General features: G+C 38.6%; 14 protein-coding genes. 10 read left to right on the plus strand and 4 right to left on the minus strand.

Annotated elements, in window-relative coordinates:
• Window positions 1-89: 89 nt before the first annotated feature.
• Together F8B77_RS10295 and cysS are read right to left on the minus strand one after the other, a co-directional pair.
• Window positions 90-668 (minus strand): thymidine kinase, encoded by a 579-nt coding sequence (locus F8B77_RS10295; protein WP_122033096.1) that lies wholly within the window; start codon window positions 666-668, stop codon window positions 90-92.
• A gap of 89 nt (window positions 669-757) precedes the next feature.
• Entirely contained in the window at window positions 758-2,146 is a 1,389-nt protein-coding gene (cysS, locus tag F8B77_RS10300; RefSeq protein ID WP_130047439.1) for a cysteine--tRNA ligase, read from the minus strand.
• Between the two features lie 148 nt (window positions 2,147-2,294).
• Between cysS and F8B77_RS10305 the strand changes: the two genes are divergently transcribed.
• The 4 genes from F8B77_RS10305 (at window position 2,295) to F8B77_RS10320 (ending at window position 5,316) form a co-directional block, all read left to right on the plus strand.
• Window positions 2,295-2,792, plus strand: coding sequence for a peptidylprolyl isomerase (locus F8B77_RS10305; RefSeq protein ID WP_130047438.1), 498 nt, complete (start codon window positions 2,295-2,297; stop codon window positions 2,790-2,792).
• 66 nt (window positions 2,793-2,858) lie between these two features.
• Window positions 2,859-3,584, plus strand: a complete 726-nt coding sequence (lpxH, locus tag F8B77_RS10310; protein ID WP_151655279.1) for a UDP-2,3-diacylglucosamine diphosphatase — start codon at window positions 2,859-2,861, stop codon at window positions 3,582-3,584.
• Between the two features lie 114 nt (window positions 3,585-3,698).
• The gene (locus F8B77_RS10315; RefSeq protein WP_151655280.1) at window positions 3,699-4,901 is read left to right on the plus strand and encodes an EAL and HDOD domain-containing protein; all 1,203 of its coding nucleotides are present in this window, start codon (window positions 3,699-3,701) and stop codon (window positions 4,899-4,901) included.
• On the plus strand, window positions 4,885-5,316 hold the full coding sequence (locus tag F8B77_RS10320; protein WP_244298247.1) for a YchJ family metal-binding protein: 432 nt from the start codon (window positions 4,885-4,887) through the stop codon (window positions 5,314-5,316). The genes F8B77_RS10315 and F8B77_RS10320 overlap by 17 nt, the downstream gene beginning before the upstream one ends.
• 356 nt (window positions 5,317-5,672) lie before the next feature.
• Here F8B77_RS10320 and F8B77_RS10325 read toward each other — a convergent pair whose 3' ends face one another.
• Entirely contained in the window at window positions 5,673-7,103 is a 1,431-nt protein-coding gene (locus tag F8B77_RS10325; RefSeq protein WP_167512803.1) for a sodium-dependent transporter, read from the minus strand.
• A 306-nt stretch (window positions 7,104-7,409) separates the two neighbouring features.
• Here F8B77_RS10325 and cls point away from each other — a divergent pair, with 306 nt between their 5' ends.
• Window positions 7,410-8,864 (plus strand): cardiolipin synthase, encoded by a 1,455-nt coding sequence (cls, locus tag F8B77_RS10330; RefSeq protein WP_151655282.1) that lies wholly within the window; start codon window positions 7,410-7,412, stop codon window positions 8,862-8,864.
• Between the two features lie 72 nt (window positions 8,865-8,936).
• On the opposite strand, the gene folE is transcribed toward cls, so the two are convergent.
• Entirely contained in the window at window positions 8,937-9,590 is a 654-nt protein-coding gene (gene folE / locus F8B77_RS10335) for a GTP cyclohydrolase I FolE (RefSeq protein WP_151655283.1), read from the minus strand.
• Window positions 9,591-9,744: 154 nt separating this feature from the next.
• Between folE and moeA the strand changes: the two genes are divergently transcribed.
• The 5 genes from moeA to pstA all read left to right on the plus strand — a co-directional run bounded on the left by moeA (window position 9,745) and on the right by pstA (window position 14,692).
• Window positions 9,745-10,989, plus strand: coding sequence for a molybdopterin molybdotransferase MoeA (gene moeA / locus F8B77_RS10340; protein ID WP_151655284.1), 1,245 nt, complete (start codon window positions 9,745-9,747; stop codon window positions 10,987-10,989).
• A 10-nt stretch (window positions 10,990-10,999) separates the two neighbouring features.
• Window positions 11,000-11,749 carry a molybdopterin-synthase adenylyltransferase MoeB gene (moeB, locus tag F8B77_RS10345; protein WP_151655285.1) on the plus strand — a complete coding sequence of 250 codons (750 nt, stop codon included), beginning with the start codon at window positions 11,000-11,002 and terminating at the stop codon, window positions 11,747-11,749.
• Between the two features lie 257 nt (window positions 11,750-12,006).
• Window positions 12,007-12,828: a phosphate ABC transporter substrate-binding protein gene (locus F8B77_RS10350; protein WP_130046078.1), complete on the plus strand. Its 822-nt coding sequence runs from the start codon at window positions 12,007-12,009 to the stop codon at window positions 12,826-12,828.
• A 75-nt stretch (window positions 12,829-12,903) separates the two neighbouring features.
• A complete protein-coding gene (gene pstC, locus F8B77_RS10355) occupies window positions 12,904-13,830 on the plus strand; it encodes a phosphate ABC transporter permease subunit PstC (protein WP_151655286.1) in 927 nt (308 codons plus the stop codon).
• A 4-nt stretch (window positions 13,831-13,834) separates the two neighbouring features.
• Entirely contained in the window at window positions 13,835-14,692 is an 858-nt protein-coding gene (pstA, locus tag F8B77_RS10360) for a phosphate ABC transporter permease PstA (protein ID WP_151655287.1), read from the plus strand.
• The last annotated feature ends 19 nt before the right edge of the window (window positions 14,693-14,711 follow it).

A 14,711-nucleotide genomic window follows, 5' to 3' on the forward strand; every position in this document is an offset into this window, starting at 1 on the left:
ACATTAACCTTATAAATAATAAAAAGACCAAGTTCATTCATCTGAGCTTGGTCTTTCTTTTCAAAACAATAGAATTACTTAAGTAAGCTTTACTTACCTAACGCTTCTTTATAATGCAAACGGCAAACTGATACATACAATTCATTACCACCAATAGCAACCTGATCGCCATCAGCAATAGCAACCCCATGCTCATCAGTACGAATAACCATATTCGCTTTACGCCCACAATGACAAATCGTTTTTAACTCGACTAATTTATCTGCCCAAGACAATAAGTATTTACTGCCTTCAAACAACTCACCTAAAAAGTCCGTTCTTAAACCATAACACAATGCTGGAATATCTAATTTATCAACCACTTCAGTCAATTGATAAACCTGCTCTTTCGTTAAGAATTGGCATTCATCGATTAAGACACAATGAAGCTTCTCTTTTTCATGAAGCGTTTTAATTGCTTCAAATAAATTCATATCAGTATTAAATAAATGCGCATCAGCATCTAGACCAATACGAGAGCTTACTTTACCCACACCGTAACGGTCATCAATAGCTGCGGTAAAAATAGCAGGATTCATACCTCGTTCTTGATAATTAAAAGACGATTGAAGAAGTGTCGTTGACTTACCCGCATTCATTGCTGAGTAATAAAAGTACATTTGAGCCACAAATGTGTCCTCTATTAAAGTTTAAAAATTTATAAAATTGGCAATAAAAAAGGCTGGAAAACCAGCCCCTTTAATAAAATTAGTTAAGATTACTTACGACGCCATGTCGTCCCTTCAGGGCCATCTTCAAGTACAATATTTAGTGCAGCAATTGCATCACGAGCCGCATCAGCAGCTGCCCAATCTTTTGCGGCACGAGCGTCATTACGTGCTTTAATTAACGCTTCAATTTCAGCGACTTCATCATCACTACCATTATTACCTTGTAAGAAAGCTTCTGGCTCTTGTGATAACAAACCTAACACATCAGCAAGTTCGCGCATTAACGCACCCAATTTAGAAGCGGCTTCTACATTTTCAGTCTTCAGGCGGTTTACTTCACGAGCCATTTCGAATAATACCGAATAAGCTTCAGGCGTATTAAAGTCATCATTCATTGCCGTAGAAAAACGGGTAACAAACTCTTCGCCACCAGCAGGAGTTACCGTTAAATCAAGACCACGTAATGACGTATATAAACGCTCTAATGACGCACGAGCTTGGTTCAAGTTATCTTCACTGTAGTTTAATTGGCTACGGTAGTGACCAGACATTAAGAAATAACGAACCGTCTCTGAATCGTAGTGTGCTAACACATCACGGATAGTAAAGAAGTTACCTAATGATTTAGACATCTTCTCACGATCAACCATAACCATGCCACTGTGCATCCATGTATTTACATACTTAGAGTCATGAGCACAGCATGATTGCGCAATTTCATTTTCGTGGTGTGGGAACATTAAATCAGATCCACCACCATGAATATCAAAATGATTACCCAGAATAGAAGAGTTCATCGCTGAACATTCAATATGCCAGCCAGGGCGACCAGGTCCCCAAGGTGATTCCCATGTAGGTTCACCCGGCTTAGACATTTTCCATAAAACGAAATCCATACCACTGCGTTTAACGCTTGCTTCTTCAATGGTTACACGAGAGCCCGCTTGAAGCTGTTCAAGATCTTGGCGAGAAAGGCGACCATATTCATCGTATTTTTTCACTTCAAACATTACATCACCATTTGATGCAACATAAGCAAAGCCGCGTTCAATTAGACGATCAACCAATTCAATAATTTCTGAAATGTATTCAGTCGCTCTTGGTTCAACATCTGGACGTTTCATATTTAACGCATCAAAATCAGCGTGCATATCGGCAATTAAACGCTCAGTAAGTGCATCACATGTTTCACCATTCTCAGCAGCACGCTTAATGATCTTGTCATCAATATCGGTAATATTACGCACAAAAGTAAGGTCGTAACCTAAGAAACGTAAATAACGAGAAATCACATCAAAAGAGACAAACGTACGGCCGTGACCAATGTGGCACAAGTCGTAAATGGTAACCCCACACACATACATACCGACTTTACCTTCGGTAATTGGTTTAAATTCTTCTTTTTGACGTGTAATTGAGTTATATATTTTCAACATGCTCTTTTTTTACTCATTATTTGTTTAAAGGATATATAAAGGCTATTAAACCTATATTAAGTAATGATAGCAAGAAAATTCCCTGTAGATCCTCGTTAATCTTAGGTAAAATCAAATTCTATTTAAATACAATTACAAAGGTAATTTCATGATCATCCTTCACACATCATTTGGTGACATCACAGTCAAGCTTCATGAAGATAAAGCACCTGCAACTTGTGCTAACTTCCTACAATACTGTCAAGATGGTTTTTACGACAATACACTTTTCCACCGTGTAATTGATGGCTTTATGGTTCAAGGCGGCGGCATGACTTCTGGTCTTGAAGAGAAAACAGGCCGTGCTACGATCAAAAATGAAGCAAATAATGGCCTAAGCAATAAAGTAGGTACATTAGCAATGGCTCGTACTATGGAACCGCATTCAGCAAGTTCTCAATTCTTCATCAACGTAAACGACAATAAATTCCTAGATTTTAAATCTGAGTCTATGGATGGTTGGGGTTACTGTGTATTCGCTGAAGTAGTTGAAGGCATGGACGTAGTAAACAAGATCAAAGGTGTTGCTACTGGTAACTACGGTTACGTACACCAAGATGTTCCAGTTGAAGAAGTATTCATTACTGGTACTACAATTACAGAATAATTCTGTTTATGCTGGCTCTTATTCCTTAAGGGCTAGCATCTTCATCACTCCAAAAAAAAGCATTCTATGACTATTTTATTTATTTCTGATCTTCACCTCTCGCCTCTTCGCCCTGATATTACTGATTGTTTTTTAGACTTTATGAATACAGAGGCCATTCATGCAGAGAAACTGTACGTGTTAGGTGATTTGTTTGAGTTTTGGATCGGTGATGATGATAACTCACCCTTTAATGTGGTAATTAAAGAGGCATTTAAAGCGTTAACCCAACATGGTGTTAAGTGTTACTTCATTCAGGGTAATCGTGACTTTTTATTAAATAAACGTTTTTGTAAAGAAACAGGGGTTCAACTCCTAGCCGATCACACGGTGATTGATATCAATAACGAAAAAGTACTTATCATGCACGGTGATACCTTATGTATTGATGATATCAAATATCAAGAGTTCCGCGCTAAAGTCCATCAACCATGGTTACAATGGATATTTAACCGTATTCCTCTGTTTATTCGCCAGCGTATTGTTAAAAATGTGCAAGATAAAATCAAAGAAAAGAAACAGCACAAAAAACTCACGATTATGGACGTTACTCAAAGTGAAGTAGAAAGAGTAATGCGAGAAGAAGGCGTTAAAAGGCTGATCCACGGGCATACACATCGTCCCAATGTGCATACTTTTAATCACAACTCAGAAGAAATGACGCGTATAGTGCTTGGTGATTGGTACACTCAAGGATCTATTCTTGAATTTAATAACAATACATATACACTTCAGAATAAAAGTTTTAAATAAATCACATTAATTACCGCTCCTTATCTATCCAATAAGGAGAGTTATGGTCTTTTTACAACAAAGAGACTATGATGGCGCAATTTTCGATTCATCACGCTGTAGAGAATAGTTGTTATGTACTCATATGTTGCTCGTCAACCTATCCTAGACTTGAAAAAAAATACAATTGGTTACGAATTATTGTTCCGTGATGGACCCAAAAACACCTTTCCTGCGGTAGAAGCAGAAGCAGCAACGAGCCGATTACTGTCAGACCATTTTTTAAGCTCTCAGTGTAATGCGACAAATAATAAACTTGGATTTGTCAACTTTCCTCACCAAAGCTTAATCAATTTGGTACCGACACTATTCAACTCTAATAACTTAGTGGTTGAAATCCTCGAAGATTGCATTCCAAACCAAGAACTGCTTGATGCCGTCAAAATATTATCTGAACGTGGGTATAAGTTAGCTCTAGATGATTTTGAACCAAATCCACAATGGACACCTTTTTTACCTTATATTGATATCATTAAATTTGATATTCAAGCAATCCCTATTTTAAAAGCAGAGTTATTTATTCGTCATTGTGAGAAATATAACGTCACATTTTTAGCTGAAAAAGTAGAAACTTACGAAGAATTCGAACAAGCCAAAGAAGCTGGCTTTACTTATTTTCAAGGATACTTTTTTAGTAAACCAGAAATGTTGCAACAGCGAGCGATTCAACCAAATCAATTGTCAATAATGCAGCTATACAAAGAAATCTCAGCACCGATTGTTGACTTTAATGCCGTTGAAAAATACTTAGTTCAAGATGTCTCATTATCTTATAAATTACTGCGCTTTGTTAATGCATCTTCAGTCATTGATAAACCAATCACCTCTTTTAAGCAGGCTCTTGTCTATTTAGGTGAAACTAAGTTACGTCAATTTATCTCTTTAGTTGCCGTTGCTCATGCCACGCAACATAAACCGCAATCACTGTACACATTGTCGATTCATAGAGCGAAATTGTGTGAACTGATCGTAACTAAAACAAACATTAAACTTGAACCAAGCCAAGCATTCTTAGTCGGATTATTTTCATTATTAGAGCCATTATTAGACCAACCTTTAAATAGCTTAATTCAGCACTTACCTATTTCAACAGAAATAAAACTCGCTCTTACTGAACGTAAAGGTGCACTTGGTATGCTCATTTTAGCCATTGAAAGCTATGAGAAAGCGAATTGGAACGTCGTTTCAAAATGCTGTGCCACCTTGAAGATTACCGAAGAAGAATTTACAAACTGCTACAAAGAATCTGCCGAATGGGTAGATGACATGGAAAATTAAAGAGCAAGTATTATCAATGTCTAAATCGAATCATTGCCCATGTGGTACTAAAAAAAATTATTCAGTGTGTTGTGAGCCTCTCCACAACAACCATGCTTTAGCAATAACACCAGAGTTATTGATGCGTTCACGCTACAGTGCTCATGTAAAGAAACTTACTCAATATATTATTGATACTTATCACCCCACTTGTAACGCCGAAGAGTTTAGGGAAGGTATTGAAGATTCAATCCAACTCGATTGGCGTAAGTTAAAAGTAATCTCTGCATACCTATCTGATCAAATTGATAATGAAGGTTTTGTCTCATTTAAAGGAACCTATTCTGAAGATGGTCAATTACATCAATTAAAAGAACACTCTCGTTTTTTAAAGGAAAATGGTAAGTGGTATTATATTGATGGTGAAGTGGAATAACCTAATTGAACATGCGCACTAAAAATAACAGCCTGATTACTTATCAGGCTTTTTTATGTTTGTATAAATAAAAGTAATACCATTCTTGATAAGTCGTTGTTCAGATAATTGCGTAGGAAAAATCGATTAGAACAAGGCATAAATTACAGTAACTAGTGGGTCTAATTACAAAATTTATAACGCAGATATAATCGATTTTAACAAGCAAGAATGATCAAATACTTATATAGATTGGTCTAAGAGCTTAGGCGACATTACCATCATCTACTATTGATTAAGATCCCTTTATTTAGGTATAAAAAAACGAGAACCACCAGGCTCTCGTTTCTATTTATTTCTTTACTGGTTATCTCAAATTAAAACTTCTTCGAGATTAACGCTGATCCAGCAATAATAGCTACACCTAGTAGCATGATAGGGCCTTTACCACTATCAAAACCAGATGAGATACCCATTAATGCTACGATTGCGATTGCAACAGGGATAATGTACTTAACTAAAGCGTACCATAAGCCGAACAGTGGGAACTTCACTTCGCCGCCGTTGGTCACTTCATTTTCTAAATCTTCACGCTTCAATCTCCAGCCAGCAAAGATACATACCAACATACCTCCTACCGCTAAGAAGATCTTATCTGTTAGAAGATCGAAGATATCAAATGCACCAGTATCAAACAATGTTGGCCCAACACCACCTAAAGATAGTGAAGCAAATATACATAGAATTGCCATCACTGAACTTGCAGTAATAACCGCTTTAATTCGTGATAAACCTTTCTCATCAATTAAGTAAGAAACCACAACTTCCAGTAATGAAACAGAAGATGTTAATGCAGCCACACTTAAACCAATGAAGAACATCAATGCAAGTAAAAGACCAATAACACCACCCATTTCAGCAAACAGCTGAGGTACAACTACAAATACAAGACCTGGGCCTGCTGTTGGTGCCATACCAAACGCAAACATTGCAGGAAACATTGCTACACCAGCAAGGATCGCAACACCCGTATCCATTGCTGTAACCATTGCCGTTGTTTGAACTAGGTTCTCTTTCTTCTTCAGATAAGAGCCGTACGTCATCATACAACCCATACCAAGAGATAATGAGAAGAATGCTTGACCAAGCGCGGCAAGAATAACGTTACTATCAATTTTAGAAAAATCAGGACTGAACAAGAATTCAAGACCCGCCATCGCTCCAGGGAGCATTAGTCCTTTAACAGAAACAATAATCAGGATAATGAAAAGTAACGGCATTAATACCTTGCCAGCTTTTTCAATACCGCCTGAAATACCCTTCATTACGATAACGATGTTTAGAAGTAAATATACAGCCATCCACATTAACGGTTGAACCGGATCAGAAATGAATCCACCGAAACTATCACCAATCGCCTCAGGAGCATCTAAAAGACCTGCCCCTACTTTACCGATATAAGCAATTGCCCAACCACCTACAACCGGGTAAAAGCCCATGATTAATAAGCCACTAGCTACACCAATCACACCAGCAAACGTCCAACGACGATCCGTCGACTTAAATGCACCAACTGCCGATTTTTGAGTACGACGACCGATAGCAAACTCGGTTAGCATTACGCTAAAACCAATAAAAATCACAAAGAATAGATAAATAGCAACAAATGCACCACCACCATTCTCACCCGCTGTATATGGAAATTTCCAAATATTACCTAGACCAACAGCAGAACCTGCTGCAGCCATTACAAATCCTAATTTTGAACCCCAGGTATCACGGGGCTTAGTGGTATTACTCATAGCCACAAATTCTCCAAATATTCTATATTGTTGTGTATGCACTGTGTTTATATATGAGCATCAAAATGGTGTATAAAATTATGTACACTCTAAAATTGTTGAATTACGCTCAATATTTGCAAGTAAAACAGTTTGAGAATAAAATTGAAACCCCAGCGATCATATTTTTTAACGTACAACCCTCTTTTTTAACTTAAGTGTTTACAAAACCATCAATACGCTTTATTTTGTAAATATTTTGCTTATACCCTACTTATTTCCTTCGACTCCTGATTTAATATAGATTAACTTACCACTCTGCGATCAAGGTTAATGGATAAATTTTATCAAGCGCTTACTCTTATCGGTTTCATCTTATATTGGTTATTAGTAGCAGGTGTAACTATACGTGTAGTTTTCAAACCAAGACCTGTTGCCGTCTCACTTGCCTGGTTAATGATCATATATATCATTCCTGTTCTTGGTGTAATCGCCTACTTTCTGATCGGTGAGTTAAACTTAGGACGAACAAGGGGGGAGCGTGCAAAGGCTATGTTTATGCCTTATGAGGAGTGGTTCGCACAAATCCACCATTGTCAACACCATCAACCACAATCAATCTCTCATCGAATTTCGTCAATACATAATCTCTGCTCAAATCGGGTAGGCATACCCGCTCTCAGTGGAGATACTTTATCTTTACTCAATACGCCATCAGAGATCCTCACTGCTATTGTTCGTGACATTGAAAATGCAGAACATGAAATCAATATGGAATTTTACATTTGGCATCATGGTGGATTAGCGGACAGCGTTGCTAGTGCATTAATCAAAGCAGCAAAGCGAGGAGTAACAGTTAACGTGCTTTTGGATTCGGCAGGTAGCATGGAATTTTTCAAAAGTCATTGGCCAAAGCTGCTTAAAGATTCAGGTGTTAACCTAGTAGAAGCATTAAGTGTAAGTCCATTTCGTATGTTCTTCCGTCGACTGGATCTACGCCTACACCGTAAAATTGTGGTTATCGATAATAAGGTGGCTTACACTGGCTCAATGAATCTCGTCGATCCACAATACTTCAAACAAAACTCAGGAGTTGGGCAATGGGTTGACGTTATGATCCGCATTACAGGTCCTAACGTTGCTGTTTTAAATACGATTCATGCCTGGGACTGGGAAGTAGAAACAGGGAAGCGTGAATTACCAGCCCTACCTGAATGCACAATATCGATTGACCCATTTAACCATACTACACAAGTTGTTCCATCGGGCCCTGGGATGCCTGACGATATTATTCAACAAGTTTTGATTACCACGATTAATCAAGCAAGAAAATCAATCACCATCACTACCCCTTATTTTGTACCGAGTGAAATATTACTACATACATTACGAACTACGGCTCATCGTGGTATAGAGGTAAAACTGATTTTACCAAAGAAAAATGACTCTTTAATGGTCAGTTGGGCATCTAAATCATTTTTTGAAACGCTATTAAAAGCAGGCGTTCATATTTATGAGTTTAATGGCGGTCTGCTACATACGAAATCAGTAGTGATTGATGATAGCTATTGCATTATTGGTACCGTAAATTTAGATATGCGTAGCTTTGGGTTAAATTTTGAAGTCAGTTTGATCGTTGATGACCCTGAATTTACCAAACAATTATCACAGCTATTACACGGTTATCTAGAACAATCTACCCAGATAGAACTCGCAATATGGCAACAGCGCAACTTACCTCATCGCTTTACTGAACGCTTCTTTTCAATGTTCAGCCCTCTACTTTAAAAATACACAATAAAATAAGCCAGTGCCTTATTAGCTAAGTCACTGGCTTTTCTGTCTACATTAAAATGATATTTAACGAATACCGCTTAAAAACTCATGTCTTGTTGCTGGATTTCTCTTAAAGATCCCACCAAGCGCTGTCGTAGTCGTACTACTTGTTGCATCCATAATACCACGAGACTTAACACAATAGTGTGTCGCTTCCATTGTAACAGCCACATCATCACTGCCTAATAGGGTCTGTAAAGCCACTAATATTTGTTGAGTCATACGCTCTTGTACTTGAGGGCGTTGAGCAAAAAATCGAACAATGCGGTTGATTTTAGATAATCCGATGATCTTTCCACGCGGGATATAAGCAACCGTAGCTTTACCATCAATCGTCACTAGATGATGCTCACAAGTACTGGTTAGCGTAATATCGTTAACGCGCACCATTTCATCACAATTCATTTTATTTTCGATCACTGTGATTTTCGGAAAATTTGCATAATCTAAACCAGAGAAAATCTCATCCACATACATCTTTGCAATACGGTGTGGTGTTTCCTCTAAGCTATCATCACTAAGATCAAGGCTTAATAGCGTTAGGATTTCACGCATATGAACTTCAATGCGCTCTTTTTTTTCTTCTCGACTAACACCATTTTCTTTCATTGGCGTCTCAAGACCACGTGCAACAAGGGCATCACGCACTAATACGGCTGATTCACTAAGTGATGACATCGTATACTCCAAAATTCCATAATCAATTGAACTTCGCTAAGGATACCTGCTCTGTCAAATAAATACACCCTGATTTTATTAGGTCTATTAGATGTTAAAGGTCAAAATATGGTAATGTTCAATCATTATTACGATTAATGTAGAGAGTACCCTAATGGATTGCTGCGCAACTCAAGGTTTAATTCCAGTAGAAACCGCTTTAGAAACCTTATTATCTCAAGTTTCTCCAGTATCACAGACCCATTCTTTAGCGCTTGCTGACGCAATTGGCTTTGTATTAGCTGAAGATATTCGTTCTCCTATTAATGTTCCCCCATTTGCTAATTCGGCAATGGACGGTTATGCGGTACGTATTGCAGATTTAGAGCAATCTTTAACCTTACCTGTCGCTGGTAAGTCTTTTGCTGGTGTGCCATTTGAAGGTGAATGGCAAACACAAACTACCATTCGCATTATGACAGGAGCTAAAATCCCTGAAGGCTGTGATGCGGTGATTATGCAAGAATTAACAGCAGAATCAGATGCCGGCATTACCTTTGAACTTAATCTTGCAGATGTAAAACCACAGGCGAACATTCGTCCGATTGGTGACGATGTATCTCAAGGTCAAACTGTCCTTGCTAAAGGTCATCGTTTAACGCCACGCGACATTCCGTTAATTGCATCATTAGGTATTAATGATATTCACGTAGTAAATAAGCCAAAAGTCGCTTTCTTCTCAACAGGTGACGAGCTTAAGCCCCTTGGCCAACCACTAGAAGATGGTCAAATCTACGACAGTAATCGCTACGGTATTAAAGTATTAATTGAACGTTTTGGTTGCGAAGCGATCGATCTTGGTATTATCCCTGATTGCCCAGAAACACTAAAAGAAGTATTCTTAAAAGCTAACAAAGAAGCCGATGTTGTTGTTACTTCTGGCGGCGTAAGTGTTGGCGAAGCGGATTATACTAAAGATATTTTGGATGAATTAGGTCAGATCGGTTTTTGGAAATTGGCGATTAAACCAGGCAAACCTTTTGCGTTTGGCCAGTTACCTAACGCTTACTTCTGTGGTTTACCTGGAAACCCAGTATCAGCAATGTTAACCATGTATGTACTTGTACAGCCAATGCTTGCAAAACTTGCGGGCCATACAAAATGGGAAGCACCAAAATCAATCCCTGCAAAAGCAACATCTGCATTTAAAAAACACCCTGGCCGTACTGACTATCAACGTGGCATTTATTCTATTAATGAACAAGGCCAATTTGAGGTATCGACGACTGGTAATCAAGGTTCTGGTGCCTTCAGTTCAATGAGTGTTGCCAATTGCTTCGTCGTATTAGAACGTGAGCGTGGCCGTGTTGAAGCGGATGAAACGGTTAACATCGAACTTTTCAACGCATCACTATACTAAGAGCTTATTCATGAGTGAATTAACTGATAATGAAATGCTTCGTTATAACCGTCAGATCATCTTACGTAATTTTGATTTTGATGGCCAAGAAGCATTAAAAGCAAGCTCTATACTTATTATTGGTGCCGGTGGCCTAGGTTGCGCATCCAGTCAATATTTAGCAGCGGCGGGCATTGGAAATCTGACTCTGGTTGATGATGACAGCGTTGAGCTTTCAAATCTTCAGCGACAAGTATTACACTGCGATGAAACTATCGGTGTAAAGAAAGTTGTATCTGCTAAAATGGCGTTAAATCGAATTAACCCAAACTGCCACATCAACACGGTAGATAAGCGTCTATCTGATGACGAGTTACGCTCATTAATTGCCTCTCATGATCTTGTCCTTGATGGCACCGATAATGTCGATACACGTAACCAATTAAACCGATTATGTTTTGAATCTAAAACACCATTAGTTTCTGGTGCTGCAATTCGTATGGAAGGTCAAGTCAGTGTTTATACTTATCAAGATGATGAGCCTTGCTACCAATGTTTAAGCAGCTTATTTGGCCAACAAGCATTAACTTGTGTAGAAGCGGGGGTAATGTCTCCTGTTGTTGGAATTATTGGCTCAGTCCAAGCCCTAGAAGCGATAAAAGTATTAGCCAATTACGGTCAACCTTTAATCAGTAAACTGCTAATTCTTGATGCCCTATCGATGAATTGGCGAGAAATGAAGTTGGCTAAAATGCCTAATTGCTCTGTTTGCAGTCATTAAAAACACATTTAATTATTTATTTAAAGGCGGTGAAACCATAAAAGGTTACCGCCTTTTTTATTTTCAATGTCCATAAAATCCCCAATAAAAACAACTACAAATATAAACCTTCCCCCTCGAAATGGTAAGAATCAGAGTTAACCTTTCTTCTCATGTAATACACATTTAAGAAAACTGAAATATAACTGTCACATAATTTTCCTAAAGTGATCTCGTCAACTTAATTACGGCATGAATGCCAGACAAAGGAAATGAAAATGAAAAAGTCAGTAATCGGCGCACTAGCAATTATTAGTTCAGTAGTAGCAGCACCAACTTTAGCAAAGGAAACCATTTCTGCAGTAGGTTCAAGCAGTGTCACTCCTCTTATGGAAGTGTTTTCTGAAACTTACATGAAAGACCATTCAAACGTATTTATCGAAGTCCAAGGTCCAGGCTCCTCTGCTGGTGTAAAAGCAGCAAAAAATGGGTCTGCTGATTTAGGTATGTCTTCACGTAATCTAAAATCATCAGAAAAAGAACCAGCACTTAAAGAGCTGATTGTAGCCCATGATGGTATCGCTGTTGTAGTGAACCCAAGTAACAAACTTAAAGGGTTAACATCAGAGCAAGTAACGGCTATCTACAAAGGTGAAGTGAAAAACTGGAAGGAAGTAGGCGGCGCAGACAAACCTGTTGTTGTAATTACTCGTGATACTGCATCTGGTACTCGTGGTGCATTTGAAGACATCATGAGCCTGAAGAAAAAAGTATCAGGCATGAAAGTATCAGCGATTTCACAACGAGCTCAAGTTGCTAACGGCAACGGTGCTCTAAAAACAATGGTAGCAAGTAACCCATACGCAATTGGTTACATCTCTTTAGGTACTGTTGATAGCTCAGTACACGCGCTAGCAATTGATAATGTAGAGCCAAGTATTGCAGATATCAAAAACGGCACATACAAAGTATCACGTCCATTCCTTGTTCTATACAAAGAAGGCCAACCATCAGCAGAAGCTCAAAAATTCCTTGATTGGATGACAGCTGAAACCGCTCAAAACCTTGTTGAAAAGAAAGGCTACATCTCAGTTAACTAATTTCTACCCTATTGCCTGACCTGCGAAGGTTGGGCATTTTTCCATTTCGAATTTTTCGACATGTGAGTATTTATTATGACCATCGCAATGAATAATCAAAATACAGAAAATCAAGTAAAAACATCTAACAGCCCATTACGAGAAAAGAAACGAGTAGATTGGAGAGAGCGCATTTTCCACGGTTTATTTTTAAGTTGTGCTGTTATTGGTATTGTTTCACTAGCGACTATCGCTTATTTCATCATTAAAGAAAGTATCCCTGCATTTCAGCAAGCTGGTGTGAGTGGTATTGTATTAGGCCAAGATTGGTTGCCACCTGCACTGTATGGTGTTTTCACCATGATCGTTGCCTCTGTTGTGTCTACTTTTGGCGCGGTATTAGTTGGGGTTCCCGTTGGTATTCTTACCGCTATTTTTATTGCTGAAATTGCACCTAAACGAGTCGCTGATATTATTCGTCCAGCCGTTGAACTTCTCGCGGGTATCCCATCAGTTGTCTATGGCTTCTTTGGCCTTGTTATTATTGTTCCATTAATTCAAGATATATTCCAAGTCCCTGCTGGTAACACTATTCTTGCTGGTATTATCGTTCTTGGTATCATGATTCTGCCAACGGTAATTGCGGTATCTGAAACATCCATCCGTGCGGTTCCATCAACATACAGAGAAGGCTCACTGGCACTTGGCGCTTCTAAAATATTTACTATTTTCCGTATCCTTCTTCCTGCTGCTCGTTCAGGTATCATGACTGGTGTTATCCTTGGTATCGCTCGAGCGCTGGGTGAAACCATGGCAATCATCATGGTAATGGGTAACGCCCCAGCAATGCCGGAAGGAATTTTAGATTCAGCTCGAACATTAACCGCAAACATCGCAATTGAAATGTCATACGCAAGTGGCATTCACGCCAACGCCCTATACGCAACCGGTGTAGTATTGCTTGTATTTATCATGTCTCTTAATGGCATTCTTCTTTACTTAAACCGTGAAACAGCGAAATAAGATCATGAATAAATTAAAGAAACAGCGTCAAATTAAAGACCAGATTGCTTCAGGATTCATTTGGTTATCTGCTGCAATTACCGTAGGTTTCCTATTTTGGATTATCTGGTACATCCTTTCGAATGGCATGCAACACGTAAGTTGGTCATTCATCACTGATGATTATACTCGTACTGGTGAAGAGCACGGTATCTTCCCTATGATAATCGCAACCTTATACATGGTTCTTGCTTCTATTGCTGTTGCTGCCCCGCTTGGGATCATGACGGCAATTTACCTAACCGAATATGCAAAGATAGGCAGTAAACTGGTTAAAGTGATTCGCTTTTGTACTGAGTCATTAGCGGGTATTCCATCGATTATCTTTGGTTTATTTGGTATGACTTTCTTTGTTGGTATTCTAGGTCTTGGATTCTCTATCCTATCTGGCGCTCTAACACTGAGTATTTTGATACTACCAGTAATAATTCGTACAACAGAAGAAGCGTTAATGGCTGTGCCTCAAACATTTCGTGAAGGTTCATACGGACTTGGCGCATCAAAAATTTATACGATTTGGCGCTTAATCTTACCAAGCGCAATGCCAGGTATTTTAACTTCCGTTATTTTGAGTATTGGTCGTGTTATCGGTGAATCGGCGCCTGTATTTTTAACAGCTGGTATGGTGGCTCGTATTCCTGATTCATTACTGGATTCAGGTCGTACTCTAACCGTTCACCTTTATAAGCTAACGACAGAATTATTTACTATCGACGAGTGGAACCAAGCATACGGAACGGCAACCGTACTTATCGTTCTTGTTCTTGTCATTAATATGCTAACCAAGCTATTGGCTCGAAAAATCAATAAAGCATCTTACTAAAATAAATTAAATCAGTGGC

The organism is Aliivibrio finisterrensis, from assembly GCF_008933155.1.
Lineage (GTDB): Bacteria > Pseudomonadota > Gammaproteobacteria > Enterobacterales > Vibrionaceae > Aliivibrio > Aliivibrio finisterrensis.